Genomic DNA, 19703 nt, shown 5'->3' with positions numbered 1-19703 from the left:
ATGGAAAATGCCTATTCAAAAGCTGGCGTAAATGTTGAGGCAGGATACGAAGTAGTGGAACGAATTCAAAAGCATAGCCAAAAGACACAACGGACGGGAACGTTGGGCATGCTTGGTGGTTTTGGTGGTTGTTTTGATTTAAGTAGTTACAAGCTTAAAGAACCAGTTTTGGTATCAGGAACGGATGGCGTAGGCACAAAGTTACTCTTGGCAATTGAAGAACAGAAACACGAGACAATCGGAATTGATTGTGTAGCAATGTGTGTAAATGATGTCGTCGCACAAGGCGCCGAACCGTTATATTTTTTAGATTATTTAGCGTTAGGGACCGTTAATCCAGCTAAAGTTGAAGCAATTGTTGCGGGTGTTGCGGCTGGCTGTTGTGAGGCGAATGCAGCCTTAATTGGGGGCGAAACAGCTGAAATGCCTGATATGTATGAAGCAGATGCTTATGACGTGGCTGGTTTTGCCGTGGGTATTGCTGAGAAAAGTCAACTCTTGACTCCAAGTAACGTAAAAGAAGGCGATTTCTTGATTGGTCTTCCTTCAAGTGGTCTTCATTCTAATGGTTACTCTTTAGTAAGAAATGTTTTTTTTAAGAAACATTCGTTTAAAACAACGGACAAGCTTCCAGAATTGGCACCCAAAACGTTAGGGGAAGAATTATTAACACCAACAAAAATTTATGTGAAGGAATTATTGCCATTGTTAAAAGCAGGACTCGTGCATGGGGCTGCGCATATTACTGGCGGCGGGTTTTTAGAAAATCTACCAAGAATGTTTTCTTCTTCATTAGCTGCAGAGATTCAATTAAATAGTTGGCCAGTGCTACCAATTTTTAAATTGCTTCAAAAATATGGTGAAATTCCATCTGAAGAAATGTATGAAATTTTCAATATGGGCTTAGGGATGATTTTAGCGGTGAGTCCAGAGCATGTTGAAAAAGTTCAGGAGCTTTTGCCAGAAGCTTTTGAAATTGGTCGTTTGGTACCTAGGAAAACGAAAGCCGTTATTTTTAAGGAAGCCTTATGAAGATAGCTGTTTTTGCATCTGGCAATGGTAGCAATTTTGAGGCGATTGCTGCAGCTTTTTCCCAGAAAAAAATTGCAGGGCAGTTGAGCCTAGTCTTTTGTGACCAGCCTGAAGCCTATGTATTGACCCGTGCCCAAAAACGCAAGATTCCCGTTGTTTGCTTTTCACCATCTGATTTTCCATCTCGTGGGCAGTATGAAGAACAAGTATTGAAACATTTAAAAGAGCATCAGATCGATTTAATCGTGTTAGCTGGTTATTTGAGAATTATCGGCAAGACTTTACTGGAGGCTTATCCAAAGAGAATCGTCAATATTCATCCTTCTCTGTTACCTAGTTTTCAAGGTCTTCACGGAATTGAAGAGGCATTTCATTATGGAGTGAAAATAACAGGAATCACTATCCATTATGTTGACTCTGGGGTTGATACAGGACCGATTATTTTTCAAACAACAACCAAGATTGATACTGAAGATACATTGGACACATTAGCAGAGAAAATTCATGCTCTTGAGCACGAATGGTACCCAAAAATAATTTCACAAATTGTAAAGGAGACAATGAAATGACCAAAAGAGCATTGATTAGCGTTTCAGACAAAACAGGAGTGACAACATTTGCAGCAGGCTTAGTTGCAAATGGCTTTGAAATTATCTCCACTGGGGGAACAAGGACTGTCTTGGAAGAAGCGGGGGTACCGACACTTGCTATTGACGACATCACTGGCTTTCCAGAAATGTTAGATGGCCGTGTCAAAACGTTACATCCGAATATCCATGGCGGACTTTTGGCAAAAAGGGGAAACCAAGCGCATCAAAAAGCACTGACTGAACAAGGCATTCACTTTATTGACCTTGTAGTAGTGAATCTTTATCCATTTAAAGAAACAATTTTAAAACCAGCGATCTCTGAAACAGAAGCAATTGAAATGATTGATATTGGCGGTCCTAGCATGTTACGTTCAGCGGCAAAAAATTATCAAGACGTAACAGCAGTGGTTGATCCTAGTGATTATGAACAGGTATTAAGTGAAATTAGCAGCACTGGAACTAGCCAGTTAGCCACTAGAAAAAGATTAGCAGCAAAAGTCTTTCGTCATACCGCTGCTTATGACGCGCTTATCGCTGACTATTTAACGACGCAAGTGGGTGAATCTGAACCAGAGAAACAGACGCTTACTTATGAACGTAAGCAAACATTGCGCTATGGCGAAAATAGCCATCAACAGGCCACCTTTTATCAATCCGTTGTACCTGTATCATTATCCGTTGCTTCCGCTCGACAACTTCATGGCAAAGAACTGTCATATAACAATATTCGAGATGCTGATGCAGCACTCCAGATTGCTAGCGAGTTTACAGAACCTACGGTCGTCGCTGTTAAACATATGAATCCATGTGGAATTGGAACAGGAAAAACGATTTTGGCGGCTTATCGTCAGGCATTTGAAGCAGATCCAGTTTCAATTTTTGGTGGCATCGTCGTTTTGAATCGTCCAGTGGACCAAGCGACTGCGGCTGAAATGCATCAAATCTTTTTAGAGATAATTATTGCGCCTAGTTTTGAGGAAGAAGCTCTGGCACTGTTATCTCAGAAAAAGAATCTTCGTTTGTTAACGTTAGATTTTCATGCTCAAGAAAAAAAAGCGGTGGAATTAGTTTCTGTTATGGGTGGGTTATTAATTCAAGAACAAGATACAGTTGTTGAAAATGAACAAGCATGGCAAGTAGTTACAGAGCGCCAACCCACACCAGCCGAAAGAGACGCCTTGAACTTTGCTTGGAAAGCAGTCAAGCATGTAAAATCAAACGCTATTGTTTTAGCCAATGAAAGCCAAACGGTGGGGATTGGCGCTGGTCAAATGAATCGAATTGGTTCAGTAAAAATTGCAGTTGATCAAGCCCAAGCAGCTGGAAAATTACAAGGGGCCGTCTTAGCAAGTGATGCCTTTTTCCCTATGGCAGATAGCGTGGAATATGCTGCACAACATGGCATTCAAGCAATTATTCAGCCGGGCGGGAGCATTAAAGACCAAGCATCAATCGATCTAGCGAATCATTATGGTATTGCGATGATTTTTACTGGGACTCGTCATTTCAAACATTAATTTTTAAAGGAGAAACCGATGAATATATTAGTGATTGGGCGTGGTGGTCGTGAACATGCAATCGCCAAAAAATTACAGCAAGAAGACAAAGTCAAGACTGTTTATTGTGCACCAGGTAATCCTGGTATGAGTGGTGATAATATTCGGACTGTACCTATCAGTGAAGAGCAACAAACGGAACTAATTCAATTTGCGAAGAATAATCAGATTGATTGGACATTCGTCGGACCGGAAACGCCATTAATTGAAGGGATTGTAGATGCCTTTCAAGCAGCGGGATTACTGATTTTTGGCCCGACAAAAGCAGCTGCAATAATTGAAGGTTCAAAAAGTTTTGCGAAAGATTTTATGCAAAAATACCAGATTCCAACGGCAGAATATCGGGTCTTTCAACGTTTGGCACCTGCCTTAGAATATATTGAACAGCAAGGAGTACCAATTGTTATTAAGGCAGATGGTTTGGCAGCTGGAAAAGGAGTAGTAGTTGCCGAAACAAAAGCAGCCGCAAAACTGGCGCTAGTTGCGATGATGGAGGACCAACAATTTGGAGCAAGCGGTCAAACGGTCGTAATCGAAGAATTTTTGCAAGGAGAAGAATTTTCCTTAATGGCTTTTGTTTCTAATGAGAAGGTATATCCGATGGTGATTGCTCAAGATCATAAGCGGATTTTCGATGGGGATGCTGGTCCGAATACAGGGGGGATGGGTGCTTACACACCAGTGCCTCAGATTCCAGAAGAAGCGGTTCAGCAAGCCATTAGCCAAGTCCTGAAACCGACTGCTAAAGGAATGGTGGCTGAAAAACGTCCGTTTCAAGGGATTTTATATGCTGGTTTAATCCAAACAGCAACTGGCCCCAAGGTTATTGAATTTAATGCTCGATTTGGGGATCCAGAAACACAAGTTGTGTTGGCGCGTTTAGAGAGTCCCCTTTCAGAAATAATTTCTTCATTGCTGGTGAAAGAGCAACCAACGATTGCATGGAATGAGTTAGCGAGTGTTGGTGTTGTTGTAGCTGCAGAAGGCTATCCTAATCAATACAAGACAAATCTACCATTGCCCGAAATGTCTGGTGAAACCATCTATTATGCAGGGGTAACTCGTTCAGAACAGGCTCTGGTTTCGGCTGGCGGACGAATCTTTTTAGCAGAAGCAACTGCTTCGACTCTTGAAGAAGCCCGCAAAAAAGTTTATCAAACATTGGATAATTACTCATTTCCTGGAATGTACTACCGAAAAGATATAGGTGTGAAAGGCTTGATTTAGGATTTTCAAAAACAGAGGCAAGGACATTTAATCGAATGTTTCCTTGTCTTTTTTTTATTGCAAATTCAGATAGGGAGGCATAAACTGAAAGTATATCCATCATTAAACTAGAGGAGAAAGCTAAGATAATGAGAGAGAAGCAGATTGAAAAAGTTAGTCAGGGGTTATTTATTGTTACAAGTGTCTTGGCAGTCAGTTTACTGTTATTAAGTGCGGTGGTTTATCCTGATTTACCAGCTCATGTGCCCATTCATGTGAATTTTTGGGGCGAGGGTAATTCGTTTGGCCCAAGATATAGTATATTTATGTGGCCAGCGGTCCTGTTTGGCTTGAGTATTTATCAACGAAGTTATCAATCAGTACAACCATACGGTGGATGGCTGAAGGTGTTCTTAATCATTGTTAATCTTGGCGCTTTGTTTAGTATTCTGCGTCTATTTATTCATTTGTTGGTTTGAAGGGGGCGAAAGGTGAGAAAATGAGAAAGCTAATTTTGGTTTTTGTGGGCTGTGTCATGGCCTTTTGTTTATGGCCTAATCAAGCGGCGGCTGTAGCTGGTGGCTATGGCGGTGGACGTGTAGAAAGTCCTAGCGGAGGTAATCCCTCGAATGGTTTTTCGCCAAGCGGTGATGGATCAAGAAGTTATGTTCATCATAACGAGACTGGGACCAGCAACACAACGCCACTGGAAGGCTTAATTTCAACAGTGTTTTTTGTTCTTTTTGGGGGCGCGATGATTTGGCAAAGACGCCGTAGAAATCAACCAGTCGATGAAGGTGCTTTTCAAGAAATGTGGGCAGCATTACCTGGAACATCAAAAGAAAAAAAGGCACTCTTAAAAGAAATACAACAAACGTTTTTAGAAATACAACAAGCGTGGGATCAAGAAAACTTGTCTGTAGTCAAAGATAACTATACAGAAAAACTTTATCAAAAACATTTTGCAGTATTACAAGCAAATCAACAAGCGGGCATCAGAAATCATGTAAAAAAAGTGAAAGTAGCGCCAGCTTCGAATTATCATCCTATTAGTGAAACCAGTTTTTCACTGATGCTTCATTTTTCTTGTATTGACTACGAGGAAGATACTCAAAGCGGTCGTGTTTTATCAGGATACAAGCATCAAAAACAATATTTTTCACAACTTTGGTATTTTGATTACAATCCATCCCTTGGAAAATGGCAAGCAGACTTCATTCAACCTAAAGGATAGTGCTAAAAAGCGCTTGGGGTTTAAATCCCAAGCGCTTTTTTATTCTTCGATGCGTTTTACAAGCTGTATTTTTTTATTTAATACGTAAATCAGGATACCGCCGACTGTCATTGAAAGAAGTTCACCAAGTCCAACGGTCAACCATGTGTACCAAAAAGGTAACTGATAAAAGAACGTTAAGGGTCCGGCGACAGTGAACATGGACAAAGCAAAAAGAATGGCCGCCAGCATTAGTTTAATCAATAAATTTTGCTGATTTTTTGTCGCAAAATAGGCAATCCATAAGACTGCACACGTCCCAGCGCTACCGATGACTATATCGATGATACCAAGAGGCGAAGCGGTGTTGGCAATTGCAACCCCTAACGTAATGGACCAGATATATCGCTTGTTAAAAACGCCTAAATAATTAAATAATTCGGCAAGACGAAGCTGTATCGGACCAAAACTAAGCGGAGCGAGAAATACAGTGACAACGACATACAAAGCGGTAACCAGCGCCATTTTAGCCAAAGCCGTAGCTGACCACGTACTGGTTTGTGGATTTGATGAATGATTCATTTGAGATTCTCCTTTATAAAACAACGACGTGTTTTAGTGATAACCATAACCAAAGGAAGGGCAGCAAAGCCAACTGAAGTGTTATGGTGTGAGTTGCCTCACTGTGTTACATGTTACTGAAGAACAGACACTCTGTAAAGTCTTTTTATTTCATGGTCCAACCACCATCAATGGTCATAACTGTGCCATGGATATAATCAGCGTCATCACTAGCTAGAAATAATGAAAGTTTTGCTACCTCTTGTGGCTGTGCCCAACGGCCCGCGGGTGTTTCACGTGCTACCCAAGTAGCCATTTCACCTTCTCCTGCAAAATCAGCTGCGTTCATGGGTGTTTGGATGGCACCTGGCGCAATCGCATTTGCTCGAATGCCTAATTTGGCATAATCGTAGGAAAGTTGTTTTGTATACCCGATGATTGCGTGTTTGGAGGCAGTGTACGCTGCGCCGCCGCCCCCAGCTACTAAGCCGGCGATAGATGCCATATTAACGATTACTCCTTTTTTTTGTTGGAGGAAATAAGGTAATATGGCATTGGTCACTAAAAAGACACTTTTTAAATTGGTTGCTAAAATTTGATCCCATAAAGCTTCCGAAGTTTCTAGAGAAGGACGATAATCATCTAAAATACCTGCCGTATTTAATAAAATATCAATTTGGCCGTTGTTTTTCACAATTTGTTTCATCGTGGCTTGCACAAATGAGGGAGAAGACACATCACCGACAAAATAAGTAAATGGCTTAGTAGAATCTGGGTTAACCAGTGCGGCTGTCTGTTTTAACCCCGTTTCGTCTAGGTCGATGCCAATAACTTCAGCACCTTGCTCAGCAAAGGCAATTGCTTGTGCTTGGCCAATCCCTGAAGCTGCACCGGTTACAAGCACCCGTTTTGTTTCAAATTCTTTTGGCATAAGAAAAACTCCTTTAAACATTTAAAAATTAAGGTCTGGAAGAACGAGCAATCGCCGTAATCTGCCAGACCTTATGTGTATAATTATGCTTCAACAATCACCCAATCTTCTGCTAAGACATCACAAGGTGTTGGTGAAAACATGCTGTAGCCTTCATCAGAAGTTTTGATTAAAAAATACGGGGTAACTTGTAAAAATTCACCTTCGGAGGTGCCAATTTCATCACGTAATTCAATAAAAAGTTCAAAACCGCTCCAGCCTTTACGTACGGCTTTTTTTCCTGCTTTAATCTGTGGCAATACTTCTTCAAATGTCATTTGATTGTGCTCCTTTTTCGTTAAATGGTAGTTCGTGATAGCTCGTTGTGCCTTTTTCAATTGTCAACTGACCGTTAAGTAGATCCGTCATTTCAGCTATAAATGTTTCTGTTGCTTGTTCATCTACTAAACAAATTAACTGAATAGACTCTGTGTAAATAGTTTCTTTAAGCGTGTAGGGACTATGTTCCAAAAAGGCTTGGGCTTTTCCTAATAAAGGATAGGCGATCGTAATCAATAGTTCTTGTTGCAATTTGCCAATGACTAAACCAATTTCATCTAAAGTGTGGGAAAGAGCATGACTATATGCTCGGATTAAACCACCAGTGCCTAATTTTATTCCGCCAAAATAACGAGTGACAACAGCCACTACGTTGATTAACTCTTTTTTCTTTAAGACTTCCAGCATTGGAACACCAGCAGTGCCACTAGGTTCGCCGTCATCGCTGCTCCGCTGAATGTCATTTTTTTCGCCGATCACAAAAGCACTACAATTATGATTGGCTTTCCAATGTTCTTTTTTTATTGCGGCGATAAAGGCTTTTGCTTCTTCTTCTGATGTTACGCGCTTTACAGAACAGATAAACCGCGATTTCTTGATTTCAATCTCGCTGAAACCATCTTGTTTGACTGTAATATAGCTTTCTAACATATGGGCATCCTTTTCTCTCGTAATAAAGTCAGTATAAAAAAGAATCAACTGAATAGCAACTTTTTCTCTCATCTTTTTTGTGAGATTTTTGGAAAAAAACGTTATAATAAGGTATGATAGAGAAAAGGGAGGCGCTGGAAAATGGTACATACACGACAGAAAAAATATGATACAATTACTCATTATTTGAAAACGAATGGCGGTTCCCAAGTTACCTTGACCTTTACCCAGTTTGATGAATTGTTATTTCCTCATTCTGGTTTACCAAAAACTGCTAAGACAGATGTCGATTGGTGGGCAAACGATTATAAGCATCCAGAAAAAGGCGCTTATGGTTGGTTGAATGCGAGTTACCAAGTAGTTCAAGTGAATTTGGAAAAAGAATATGTGGTATTTAATAAATTACTGAAATCAGCATGGTACGTTTAAACCAAGATTGTATCCGCTTTAAAAAAACAAGAATGATTGACAAAAATTAACTTTACACTATAATATTTTTAATAGATAATGTTGAAAATTGAAAAAGGCAATGGTAAAAGGGGCTGTTAAAATGTCAAAAAAAACAATTATGTTAGTTTGCTCTGCAGGAATGAGTACTAGTTTACTTGTTACAAAAATGCAAAAAGCAGCATTTAATCAAGGCTTAGATGCCCATATATTTGCGGCTTCTGCATCGGAAGCAGAAACAAATTTAGAAAATAATCCAGTCGATGTGTTATTGTTAGGTCCACAAGTTCGTTATATGAAGAGTGATTTTGAAAAGCGTCTATCACCAAAAGGTATCCCAACAGATGTCATTAGCATGTCTGATTACGGCTTAATGAACGGGGAAAAAGTGTTGGAACAAGCCTTGGGTTTGTTAGCACAAGCAGATAAAAAAGAGTAAAAAAACAAGTTGTTTTTTCGAGAATCTTCGAAAAAGCAACTTGTCTTTTTTTATGATTTTAGTTAATTGGAATTGAGCTGAGGCAGTCATTCTGGTTTATCAGTTCCATAAATTATAGAGCCGAAATTAGTCCTGTGAGCTAGAGAAAGATAACTGTCTTTAATTTTTTACTTTAATCTAGATACTAAAAAAGCATACTTAACAATCTATTTTCTGAATAATAAACGCCTTTTTCCGTAGTCTAAAAGTAGTAATTCAAAGAATGATTAACAATATTTTTATATACGAGTCATTATAGTATGGCATAAGCAATTCGAATAACAGACTTATTCAGCAAATAAATGAGAGAGAATTCTGTTTTTGTTGTTTAAAAATAATGAGGTTATTTCATAAGGCATACTTTCTTCATACGTGATTTCTAAAGGACTATCTTTATCAAAAGAAATAATTTGTGAGTCAGGCATTGCAAGTAATATAGGTGAATGAGAGACAATAATAAACTGAGACCCCTCATCAATTAGTTTTTTTATAGATATCATTAAGGCTAGTTGGCGTTGAGGTGAGAGAGCCGCTTCAGGTTCATCTAACAGGTACAGACCATTTCCTCTAAACCGATGGTTCACCAGATTCAAAAAACTTTCGCCGTGTGATTGATGATGTAGGGATTTATCGCCGTATTCAGAAAAATCTAAGTCTATATTTTCTGCATATGTAGCAACATTGTAGAAACTTTCAGCTCTTAAAAAGAAACCATCCGTAGCACGTTCTACACTTTTTCCAACAGTTAAATAATTATGTAAATCCAAGTGAGTATCGTTTGTAGAGAAATTAAAATTAATACTACCGCCTTCAGGATTAAATCCCCAGTTGACTGCGATTGCTTCTAATAAAGTGGATTTTCCAGTTCCATTTTCACCTGAAAAAAAAGTAATAGGTTTTTTAAAATTTAGTGAATTAAATTTATTCAGCCCTTCAATTTTTGAAAAAACAGAAGCTTCTTCAAAAGCTTTGAATTCTAGTCTTTTTAAAAAAATATTTTCCATGATAAAGCTTGCTCCTTTCTAGTCTTTTCAAATTAAAGCTTGGATTACTAGATATACTTTAACATTAATTTTTCTTTAAAGGTAGATAAATTTGTTTATAAAAAAGCTGCATATAGGTAAGTCGAAAGTAGAAGATTCGTGTAAACAATAAAGCGTATCAAGAGTTTGTTTAGTAGGTAACGACTAGATAAGAATAGAAAGATAACGGTGGGAGATCTCCTTTTTCGCAAAAAAAGCTAGAGAAATGCGTATTTTATAATTGAGGTGGTTAACATGGAAGATTTGCATGGACGTAAAATAATTCTTGAAGAAACAGAACCTTCAATACAGACAAAACTGGTTTATTTACCAACAATGTTAGAGCGTTCACCCCTAACAATTCAATGTCAGCGGTGCGGGGAAGTCGTATCCAAAAAAGAAAACAGACTGGCGACAAATGTATACTACTGTCATGCGTGCATTCAATTAGGCCGTGTGACTTCTTGTCAAAAATTTTGTCATTTACCAGAAAGGCCCAATAGCCCAAGAACTGTCTTTTTTGAGTGGTCTGGACAATTAACAAAGGGACAGCAAGCGATCTCAGTTGAACTTTGTGAGACGGTAAAAATAAGGGAGAATCGCTTAGTGTGGGCAGTTACAGGTGCAGGTAAAACAGAAATGTTATTTGCTGTTTTGCACCAAACCTTACAAGAAGGGGGACGAATTGCGCTGGCTTCGCCGCGTGTCGATGTTTGCTTAGAACTGTTTCCCAGAATCCAAGCGGTTTTTCCTCACGAAGCAATTGCTTTACTTCATGGAAACAGTCAAGAAGCGTATCGTTATACGAAACTAGTGATTTGCACCACCCATCAATTATTGAAATTCCATCAAGCGTTTGATTTACTTATCGTTGATGAAGTCGACTCTTTTCCTTTTGTTAATAACGAGCATCTTTATTATGGAGTGCGTAACGCACGAAAAAAAAGAAGTAGTTTGGTGTACTTAACAGCAACCCCTACGAAAGAATTACGGAAGCTTTTACAGCAAAAGAAGTTAGCGGCCAGTATTTTGCCAGCAAGATATCATCGTAGGCCATTACCTGTGCCACGCCGATTTTGGGTTCAGTCGTGGCAACGTATTTCTACCAAAAATATTAAAATCATTGCACATCATTTGAAACGTTTATTGGTGCGTAATTCAGTTTTACTATTTTGCCCAAGCATTTCATTAATTCATCAATTGCATGCATTAATAGCTGAGCGATTTTCCGACAAGGAAGTTGTCGCTGTTTATGGTAGTGATGAGCTTCGCCTAGAAAAAGTTCAAGCAATGCGTCAGCAGAAAACGGATATTTTGATCACTACAACCATTTTAGAACGTGGTGTGACTTTTGATGCAGTCTCAGTTATTGTTTATGGTGCCAATCATCGAGTCTTCACTTCTTCAACACTTGTCCAAATTGCAGGCCGAGTCGATCGAAGACAAGAATTCAATTACGGCGAAGTTTTATTTTTACATGATGGGGAAACAAGAGACATGAAAGAGGCAATTCGGCAAATAAAGCAAATGAATCGCTTGGCTAGCAAACAAGGGATGTTAGATGGATTGTAAAAATTGCGCAAGCCCCATTCGTTTGGAGATAACATTAAAAATGCTCTTACGTTTTAAAAAATGGGCGAGGCCTTCACTTTGCCAGCACTGCCAAGCAAAGTTCCAGAAACTGCCAATGACAGGCACTTGTTTTGGCTGTAGTCGCGTCAGCCAAGAGCGCTATTGTTTTGATTGTCAAAGGTGGCAGCTGCTTTATCCAGAGTATTCTTTTCATAATGCAGCGTTGTTTCATTATGATGAAGGAATGCAAGAGTGGATGGAACGCTATAAATTTCAAGGAGACTATCGCTTAAGAATGTGTTTTAACGAGGAAATCAACTTTTACTTTCAGCAACAATCTGCGGACTATATTATTCCGGTGCCCTTATCCGAAAAACGAATGCAAGAACGAGGCTTCAACCAAGTAATTGGCTTACTAGAAGCGGCTGATGTTCCGTACAGCCCTTTTTTAATTAGAAAAGAGGAAAATGTTCCGCAATCTAAAAAAACTAGAAAGGAAAGGATGCAGTTGCAACAACCATTTGCCATCCAAAAAGAAAACCAAAAAAAATTAAAAAATTGTTCTGTTATTTTGGTGGATGACATCTATACCACTGGACGAACTCTTTTCCACGCAGCTGCTGTTATCAATGACTGTTATCCTAAAAGTTTGAATACGTTTACTCTCGCGCGGTAAAAAGAAAAGAATTCATAAATTTGATAACTATTTTGTTGGCAAAACCCAGATTATTCGATATAATGAAATTAAGAAGAAGGGAATTAAAGAGTGGTCCTTTAATCTTTTCTTTACTGGTAGATGAAAGGGGTAATTGTTATGTTTAGATATAATGTACGTGGAGAAAATATCGAGGTAACCGAAGCGATTCGAGACTATGTTGAGAAAAAAGTCGGTAAATTAGAAAGATATTTCAGCGATTCACCTGAAGCAACGGTTCACGTGAATTTGAAAGTGTACACTGAAAAAACAGCCAAAGTCGAGGTTACTATTCCTCTTCCTTATCTAGTTTTACGAGCTGAAGAAACGTCACCTGATTTATACGCAAGTATTGATTTGGTTGTCGATAAATTAGAACGACAAATTCGTAAATTTAAAACAAAAATCAACAGAAAATCTCGTGAAACAGGACGTAACAATACAAAAGCCGCTGTCTTCTTAGTTGGTGAAGAAACAGAAGAAACACCTTCAGAATTAGACATCGTTCGTACAAAACGTCTATCATTAAAACCGATGGACAGTGAAGAAGCTGTTTTACAAATGAACATGTTAGGACACAACTTCTTTATTTTTGAAGATGCTGAAACAAATGGAACAAGCATTGTTTACCGTCGTAAAGATGGCAAATATGGCTTGATTGAAACAGACTAAAGCTTAAAATAAGAGCTGAAATGCCTTCGTGCATTTCAGCTCTTTAAACATCTTTAAAGCACGGAGTAAAGAAAAAATAAAGAAATACATAAAATAACTTTAAAAGTTCATCTTTTAAAGGAAAATGTCTGTAAAATAGAGAGAAATGGTTTTCTTTCTCGTCAAGTAATGATAAAATAAAACGGATAGATTGTGCTTCTTGTACAAAAAGGATACAAAAATAAAAAGAGGTAATTGAAAGGAACACAGATACCAATGGCAAATTTTTTGAAAAAAATGATTGAAAACGATAAAAAAGAATTAAGACGATTAGAAAAAATCGCCGATAAAATTGATGCACATGCAAGTGCAATGGAACAACTAAGCGATGAACATTTACGTGAAAAAACAGATGAATTTAAAGCCCGTTATCAAAAAGGGGAAACCTTAGACGAACTATTACCAGAAGCGTTTGCGGTTGTCCGTGAAGCTGCTAAACGAGTACTAGGTTTATTCCCATACCGTGTCCAATTAATGGGTGGGATTGTGCTTCATGACGGGAACATTCCTGAAATGAGAACAGGTGAAGGGAAAACCTTGACTGCCACAATGCCTGTATACTTGAATGCACTATCTGGCGAAGGAGTACACGTTGTTACAGTTAATGAATACTTAGCAACCCGTGACTCTAACGAAATGGGAGAATTATATAATTTCTTAGGCTTAAGCGTTGGCTTAAACATTAACTCTAAATCTTCTGATGAAAAACGTGAAGCGTATAACTGTGATATCACTTATAGTACAAATAACGAATTAGGATTTGACTATTTGCGTGATAACATGGTTGTTTATCGCAGCCAAATGGTTCAACGTCCATTAAACTATGCAATTGTCGATGAAGTGGATTCAATCTTAATTGATGAAGCAAGAACCCCATTAATTATTTCTGGACAAGCTGAAAAATCGACAGCACTCTATACGCGTGCCGATAATTTTGTCAAACGCTTAAAAGAAGACGAAGATTACAAAATTGATATTCAGTCTAAAACAATTGGTTTAACAGAAGCAGGGATTGAAAAAGCGGAACAAACTTTTGGATTGGATAACCTTTACGATATTGAAAATACAGCATTAACGCACCATTTAGATCAAGCGTTACGGGCAAACTATATCATGTTACTAGACATTGATTACGTGGTTCAAGACAATAAAGTCTTAATTGTTGACCAATTTACTGGTCGTATCATGGATGGTCGTCGTTATTCTGATGGCTTGCATCAAGCGATTGAAGCAAAAGAAGGCGTCGAAATTGAAGATGAAACAAAAACAATGGCGACGATTACGTTCCAAAACTACTTCCGGATGTACAAAAAACTAGCCGGGATGACTGGTACTGCTAAAACAGAAGAAGAAGAATTCCGTGAAATTTACAATATTCAAGTCATTCAAATTCCAACCAATCGTCCAATTATCCGTGACGATCGTCCAGATTTACTTTATCCAACCTTAGAAAGTAAATTTAATGCAGTGGTGGAAGATATTAAAGAACGTTACCACAAAGGACAACCAGTGTTGGTGGGGACTGTTGCGGTAGAAACGTCAGAATTACTTTCTGATAAATTAAACGCAGCTAAAATTCCTCATGAAGTATTAAATGCGAAAAATCACTTTAAAGAAGCCGAAATCATTATGAACGCCGGTCAAAAAGGCGCAGTTACAATTGCAACAAATATGGCTGGTCGTGGAACGGATATTAAACTTGGTTTAGGTGTACTTGAACTAGGTGGTCTAGCGGTTATCGGGACAGAACGTCATGAGTCACGTCGTATTGATAATCAGTTGCGTGGACGTGCAGGACGTCAAGGGGATCCAGGGGTTTCACAATTTTATTTATCTTTAGAAGATGACTTAATGAAACGCTTTGGTTCAGAACGAATTAAAACATTCTTAGAACGAATGAATGTGCAAGAAGAAGATGCAGTTATTCAAAGTAAAATGTTTACTCGCCAAGTAGAATCTGCTCAAAAACGTGTGGAAGGAAATAACTATGATACACGTAAAAATGTCTTACAATACGATGACGTGATGCGCGAGCAACGTGAAGTTATTTATGCGCAACGACAAGAAGTAATTATGGAAGAAAATGACTTGTCTGATGTATTGATGGGCATGGTAAAACGGACGATTGGCCGAGTGGTGGATAGCCATACACAATTAGAAAAAGAAGAATGGAATTTAGATGGGATTGTCGATTTTGCAGCCTCAACACTTGTCCATGAAGATACGATTTCTAAAAAAGATTTAGAAAATAAATCAGCTGAAGAAATCAAAGACTACTTAGTGGCACGTGCGCAAGAAGTATTTGAAGAAAAATCTCAACAATTGAATGGCCAAGAACAATTGCTAGAATTTGAAAAAGTAGTCATCTTGCGTGTTGTCGATACTAAATGGACAGATCACATTGATGCAATGGATCAATTACGCCAATCTGTCGGCTTACGTGCGTACGGTCAAAACAACCCATTAGTAGAATATCAAACAGAAGGTTATTCTATGTATAACAATATGGTTGGTTCAATCGAATATGAAGTAACACGTTTATTCATGAAATCGGAAATTCGCCAAAATGTCCAACGTGAGCAAGTAGCTCAAGGACAAGCGGAACATCCAGAAACAGAACAAGATGCAGCTGCACAAAGCAACACAAGTGCGAAGCGTCAACCTGTGCGTGTAGATAAAAAAGTGGGCCGTAATGATTTATGCCCATGCGGAAGTGGCAAAAAATTCAAAAACTGTCATGGAAGAAACGCTTAATTAAAGAAAAAACGCAGGGTGGGGCAATTTGTCCCGCCTTTGCTCTTTTTACAATAAAGAGAAAGAAGGAATCATTTTGGAAAACCCAGAAATTCGTACATTATTAGACGAAATGACACAAAAAATTACTAGCTTCAGGAGGTCTCTTTGACTTAGACCAGTTAGAAGAAGACATTGCCGAGGCGGAAAATCGGATGGGAGAACCTGGTTTTTGGGACAACACAGAAACGGCTCAAAAGCTAATTAACGAAACCAATAGTTTGAAAGAAAAATATCAACAATTTCATCAGCTCTCTGAGGAACTTGACGAATTAACGGTGATGTTTGAATTACAACAAGAAGAATATGATGCAGAGATTCAAGAAGAATTGGAAGAAAGAATTCATCTCTTGCAAGAACGTTTAACAACGTATGAGCTATCCTTACTACTAAATGAGCCATATGATCATAATAACGCCCTAATTGAATTACACCCTGGTGCCGGTGGTACTGAATCACAAGATTGGGGAAGTATGCTTTTACGAATGTACACACGTTGGGCAGAAAGTCACGGTTTCCAAGTTGAAACGTTGGATTACCAAGCTGGAGATGAAGCAGGGATTAAAAGTGTCACCTTATTAATCAAAGGTTACAATGCTTATGGCTACCTAAAATCTGAAAAAGGTGTCCATCGTCTTGTGCGGATTTCGCCCTTTGATTCCGCCAAACGCCGTCATACTTCGTTTTGTTCAGTTGACGTAATGCCTGAATTAGACGATACAATAGAGATTGCGATCAATCCAGATGACTTAAAAATTGATACCTATCGAGCAAGTGGTGCCGGTGGTCAGCATATTAATAAAACAGAATCGGCTGTTCGAATCACACATATTCCAACAGGCACCGTTGTCGCAAGCCAAGCACAACGTTCTCAATTAAAAAACCGTGAGCAAGCAATGAGTATGTTAAAAGCCAAATTATATCAATTGGAAATGGAAAAGAAAGCCCAAGAAGCAGCAAGTTTACGTGGTGAACAAATGGAAATTGGCTGGGGCTCACAAATCCGTTCTTACGTGTTCCATCCGTATTCAATGGTCAAAGACCATCGGACAAATTACGAAACCGGCAATGTACAAGCTGTGATGGATGGAGACCTTGATGGTTTCATTGATGCCTACTTAAAACAGCGCTTAAGTTAAGCTCTTCATTAAATTGAAATAAAAATGTAACTTAATGCAAGAAGTTTGCAATATTGACATGTTATAATGAGTAGGATTGAAGAAAAAAGAGATGGAGAGAACGCCATGATTGAAATGAAAGATGTAATGAAGAAATATTCGAATGGTACAACAGCGATTCGGAATATTTCAGTAGAGATTGACCAAGGCGAGTTCGTCTATGTGGTTGGTCCCTCAGGTGCAGGGAAATCAACCTTTATTAGATTAATGTATCGTGAAGAAAAAGCAACAAAAGGTAATTTGACAGTTGCAGGTCATGATTTAATGAAAATAAAAAATAAAGAAGTTCCTTATTTACGTCGTGAAATCGGCATCGTTTTCCAAGACTATAAACTATTACCGAAGAAAACTGTGTATGAGAATGTGGCCTATGCGATGCAAGTTATCGGACGACGTCCTCGCGAAATCAAAAAACGCGTGATGGAAGTTTTAGATTTAGTCGGTCTAAAACATAAGGTACGTGTTTTTCCAAGTGAACTTTCTGGTGGGGAACAGCAACGGGTATCCATTGCACGAGCAATCGTAAATACACCGAAAGTTTTAATTGCCGATGAACCAACTGGGAACTTAGATCCAGAGAATTCATGGGAAATCATGAAATTGTTGGACCGGATTAACGCACAAGGAACAACAGTCGTGATGGCAACGCATAATAGTACAATTGTAAATACGATTCGTCACCGTGTTATTGCCATTGAAAATGGTCGCATTATCCGTGACCAAGTGGAAGGAGAATACGGCTACGATGATTAGAACATTCTTTTCTCATTTATTTGAAAGTATCAAAAGTTTAAAACGGAACGGTTGGATGACTGTTGCCTCAGCAAGTGCGGTTACAATTACATTAGTTTTAGTTGGTATTTTTATGGGCGTTATTTTTAATGCAACGAAACTTGCTGATGATATCGAAAAAAACGTGACAGTGTCAGTTTTTGTCGATATTGGTACAAAACAAAATGAAATGAAAACATTAGAAAAACAACTTAAAGGATTAGACAATGTTGAAGATATTTCTTATTCAAACAAAGATCAACAATTGAAAAAAATCCAAGAACAAATGGGGGATGCTTGGAATCTTTTCGAAGGCGACAGTAACCCATTATACGATGTGTATTATGTCCGTGCGAAAACACCAGAAGACACGAAAGATATTGCGAAACAAGCAGCTAAATTCCCAAGTGTTTTTAAAGCCGATTACGGTGGTGTAAACTCAGACAAAATCTTTAAAATCGCTCAAACCGTTCGAACTTGGGGCCTAGCAGCTGCTGCATTACTTTTATTCGTTGCAGTGTTCTTAATTTCCAATACCATTCGGATTACGATTTTATCTCGTCAAAAAGAAATCCAAATTATGCGTCTTGTAGGAGCGAAAAACAGTTTCATTCGTTGGCCGTTTTTCTTAGAAGGTGCCTGGATTGGCTTGATTGGCGCAATCGTGCCAGTCATCATTATGACGTTAGGCTACCATCAAGTTTATAACATGTTCAATCCGCAGTTATTGCGCTCGAATTATTCATTAATTCGTCCAGAAGATTTTATCTGGAAAGTCAATCTATTAATGATTGCAACAGGAATGATTATTGGATCACTAGGTTCAGTTATTTCAATGCGTCGTTTCTTGAAAATTTAAACGAAAAAAAGCTCTCCATTTTGGAGAGCTTTTTTTGTTTTAGTTTTAAAATACTTGTTATTTAATTTAAGAGTTTTCTCAGTTGTACCAACAAATTGATAACTTATAATTTTCAAGTCCTACATATAATGGTAAAATAGAATAGATTGAAATTAATTGGAGGAATAATGAATCGATGAAAAAAAGATTGCTATTATTTATTGGTTTGGCAAGTATACTTACTTTGACAGGATGTGCAAAATGGATTGATCGTGGTGAATCCATCACAGCGGTAGGCTCATCAGCTTTACAACCATTAGTAGAGACAGCGAGTGAGGAATATCAAAGCCAAAATCCGGGAAGATTTATTAATGTCCAAGGTGGCGGAAGCGGAACAGGTCTGAGTCAAGTCCAATCTGGTGCGGTAGACATTGGTAATTCTGATTTATTTGCAGAAGAGAAAAAGGGCATCAAAGCGGAAGACTTAATTGATCATAAAGTTGCTGTCGTTGGGATTACACCAATCGTTAACAAAAATGTCGGTGTCAAAGATATCTCAATGGAAAATTTAAAGAAAATCTTTTTAGGTGAAGTAACAAACTGGAAAGAACTTGGCGGGAAAGACCAAAAAATTGTTATTTTGAACAGAGCGGCCGGTAGTGGTACGCGTGCGACTTTTGAAAAATGGGTCTTGGGAGATAAAACAGCCATTCGTGCGCAAGAACAAGATTCCAGCGGCATGGTTCGTTCCATTGTTTCTGATACACCAGGAGCGATTAGTTATACCGCATTTTCATATGTTACTGATGAAGTAGCTACGTTAAGCATTGATGGTGTTCAGCCAACAGATGAAAATGTAATGAACAATAAATGGATTATTTGGTCTTATGAACACATGTACACCCGTAAAAATCCAAGTGATTTAACCAAAGAGTTTTTAGACTTTATGTTGTCAGATGATATCCAAGAACGTGTGATTGGTCAATTAGGGTATATTCCTGTTTCGAAAATGGAAATTGAACGGGATTGGCAAGGAAATGTCATTAAATAATTCTCTTAACACAAAATTTACAAACTTAACATAAAATTTACATGTTATTAAAAACAAATTGATGTAAAAAAGGTACACTATTTTTATCTG

21 protein-coding genes are annotated in these 19703 nt (G+C 38.3%); 16 read left to right on the top strand and 5 right to left on the bottom strand.

Features of this window, described 5'->3' with window-relative positions:
• The 6 genes from purM (at position 1) to IGJ24_RS07560 (ending at position 5618) form a co-directional block, all read left to right on the top strand.
• The gene (gene purM / locus IGJ24_RS07585) at positions 1-1032 is read left to right on the top strand and encodes a phosphoribosylformylglycinamidine cyclo-ligase (protein ID WP_129194020.1); all 1032 of its coding nucleotides are present in this window, start codon (positions 1-3) and stop codon (positions 1030-1032) included.
• A complete protein-coding gene (purN, locus tag IGJ24_RS07580) occupies positions 1029-1601 on the top strand; it encodes a phosphoribosylglycinamide formyltransferase (protein ID WP_289865425.1) in 573 nt (190 codons plus the stop codon). Before purM ends, purN begins: the two co-directional genes overlap by 4 nt.
• A complete protein-coding gene (purH, locus tag IGJ24_RS07575; protein WP_424273927.1) occupies positions 1553-3139 on the top strand; it encodes a bifunctional phosphoribosylaminoimidazolecarboxamide formyltransferase/IMP cyclohydrolase in 1587 nt (528 codons plus the stop codon). The genes purN and purH overlap by 49 nt, the downstream gene beginning before the upstream one ends.
• A gap of 18 nt (positions 3140-3157) precedes the next feature.
• Entirely contained in the window at positions 3158-4405 is a 1248-nt protein-coding gene (gene purD / locus IGJ24_RS07570) for a phosphoribosylamine--glycine ligase (protein ID WP_289865427.1), read from the top strand.
• A 128-nt stretch (positions 4406-4533) separates the two neighbouring features.
• Positions 4534-4863, top strand: a complete 330-nt coding sequence (locus tag IGJ24_RS07565) for a DUF1648 domain-containing protein (protein WP_002360145.1) — start codon at positions 4534-4536, stop codon at positions 4861-4863.
• Between the two features lie 20 nt (positions 4864-4883).
• Positions 4884-5618 (top strand): TIM44-like domain-containing protein, encoded by a 735-nt coding sequence (locus IGJ24_RS07560; RefSeq protein WP_002360146.1) that lies wholly within the window; start codon positions 4884-4886, stop codon positions 5616-5618.
• 39 nt (positions 5619-5657) lie between these two features.
• Here the strand turns inward: IGJ24_RS07560 and IGJ24_RS07555 are convergent, their stop codons facing one another.
• From IGJ24_RS07555 to IGJ24_RS07540, 4 genes are all read right to left on the bottom strand, one after another.
• The gene (locus IGJ24_RS07555; protein ID WP_129194016.1) at positions 5658-6179 is read right to left on the bottom strand and encodes a QueT transporter family protein; all 522 of its coding nucleotides are present in this window, start codon (positions 6177-6179) and stop codon (positions 5658-5660) included.
• 145 nt (positions 6180-6324) lie between these two features.
• Complete coding sequence (locus IGJ24_RS07550) at positions 6325-7110, bottom strand: 3-oxoacyl-ACP reductase (RefSeq protein ID WP_016616315.1); 786 nt, start codon at positions 7108-7110, stop codon at positions 6325-6327.
• A 62-nt stretch (positions 7111-7172) separates the two neighbouring features.
• Positions 7173-7406, bottom strand: a complete 234-nt coding sequence (locus tag IGJ24_RS07545) for a DUF2829 domain-containing protein (protein ID WP_002357284.1) — start codon at positions 7404-7406, stop codon at positions 7173-7175.
• A complete protein-coding gene (locus IGJ24_RS07540; protein WP_002366803.1) occupies positions 7396-8058 on the bottom strand; it encodes a YigZ family protein in 663 nt (220 codons plus the stop codon). Before IGJ24_RS07540 ends, IGJ24_RS07545 begins: the two co-directional genes overlap by 11 nt.
• A 141-nt stretch (positions 8059-8199) precedes the next feature.
• Between IGJ24_RS07540 and IGJ24_RS07535 the strand changes: the two genes are divergently transcribed.
• Together IGJ24_RS07535 and IGJ24_RS07530 are read left to right on the top strand one after the other, a co-directional pair.
• Positions 8200-8487 carry a DUF7662 domain-containing protein gene (locus IGJ24_RS07535; RefSeq protein WP_002357286.1) on the top strand — a complete coding sequence of 96 codons (288 nt, stop codon included), beginning with the start codon at positions 8200-8202 and terminating at the stop codon, positions 8485-8487.
• Between the two features lie 121 nt (positions 8488-8608).
• Complete coding sequence (locus IGJ24_RS07530; protein WP_002360150.1) at positions 8609-8944, top strand: PTS sugar transporter subunit IIB; 336 nt, start codon at positions 8609-8611, stop codon at positions 8942-8944.
• 326 nt (positions 8945-9270) lie between these two features.
• Here the strand turns inward: IGJ24_RS07530 and IGJ24_RS07525 are convergent, their stop codons facing one another.
• Positions 9271-9987: an AAA family ATPase gene (locus IGJ24_RS07525; RefSeq protein WP_289865428.1), complete on the bottom strand. Its 717-nt coding sequence runs from the start codon at positions 9985-9987 to the stop codon at positions 9271-9273.
• 273 nt (positions 9988-10260) lie between these two features.
• Between IGJ24_RS07525 and IGJ24_RS07520 the strand changes: the two genes are divergently transcribed.
• From IGJ24_RS07520 to IGJ24_RS07485, 8 genes are all read left to right on the top strand, one after another.
• Positions 10261-11577: a DEAD/DEAH box helicase gene (locus IGJ24_RS07520; RefSeq protein ID WP_289865429.1), complete on the top strand. Its 1317-nt coding sequence runs from the start codon at positions 10261-10263 to the stop codon at positions 11575-11577.
• Positions 11567-12253 carry a ComF family protein gene (locus tag IGJ24_RS07515; RefSeq protein ID WP_002361937.1) on the top strand — a complete coding sequence of 229 codons (687 nt, stop codon included), beginning with the start codon at positions 11567-11569 and terminating at the stop codon, positions 12251-12253. The genes IGJ24_RS07520 and IGJ24_RS07515 overlap by 11 nt, the downstream gene beginning before the upstream one ends.
• A gap of 138 nt (positions 12254-12391) precedes the next feature.
• Positions 12392-12943, top strand: coding sequence for a ribosome hibernation-promoting factor, HPF/YfiA family (hpf, locus tag IGJ24_RS07510; RefSeq protein WP_002357293.1), 552 nt, complete (start codon positions 12392-12394; stop codon positions 12941-12943).
• 255 nt (positions 12944-13198) lie between these two features.
• On the top strand, positions 13199-15736 hold the full coding sequence (gene secA / locus IGJ24_RS07505; RefSeq protein WP_289865430.1) for a preprotein translocase subunit SecA: 2538 nt from the start codon (positions 13199-13201) through the stop codon (positions 15734-15736).
• A 76-nt stretch (positions 15737-15812) separates the two neighbouring features.
• A protein-coding gene (gene prfB, locus IGJ24_RS07500) for a peptide chain release factor 2 (protein WP_111997025.1) occupies positions 15813-16914 on the top strand; the annotation gives its coding sequence in 2 pieces (ribosomal slippage) (positions 15813-15884 and positions 15886-16914; 1101 coding nt in all).
• Between the two features lie 105 nt (positions 16915-17019).
• A complete protein-coding gene (ftsE, locus tag IGJ24_RS07495) occupies positions 17020-17706 on the top strand; it encodes a cell division ATP-binding protein FtsE (RefSeq protein ID WP_002361935.1) in 687 nt (228 codons plus the stop codon).
• Complete coding sequence (gene ftsX, locus IGJ24_RS07490) at positions 17699-18583, top strand: permease-like cell division protein FtsX (RefSeq protein ID WP_002364071.1); 885 nt, start codon at positions 17699-17701, stop codon at positions 18581-18583. The genes ftsE and ftsX overlap by 8 nt, the downstream gene beginning before the upstream one ends.
• Before the next feature lie 175 nt (positions 18584-18758).
• Positions 18759-19613 carry a phosphate ABC transporter substrate-binding protein PstS gene (locus IGJ24_RS07485; RefSeq protein WP_002357298.1) on the top strand — a complete coding sequence of 285 codons (855 nt, stop codon included), beginning with the start codon at positions 18759-18761 and terminating at the stop codon, positions 19611-19613.
• Positions 19614-19703: the final 90 nt, after the last annotated feature.

The organism is Enterococcus sp. DIV0546, from assembly GCF_051712785.1.
Classification (GTDB): Bacteria; Bacillota; Bacilli; order Lactobacillales; family Enterococcaceae; genus Enterococcus; species Enterococcus faecalis.
Note: the sequence above shows the minus strand (reverse complement) of the source record. Positions and strands in the feature narration are given on the sequence as shown.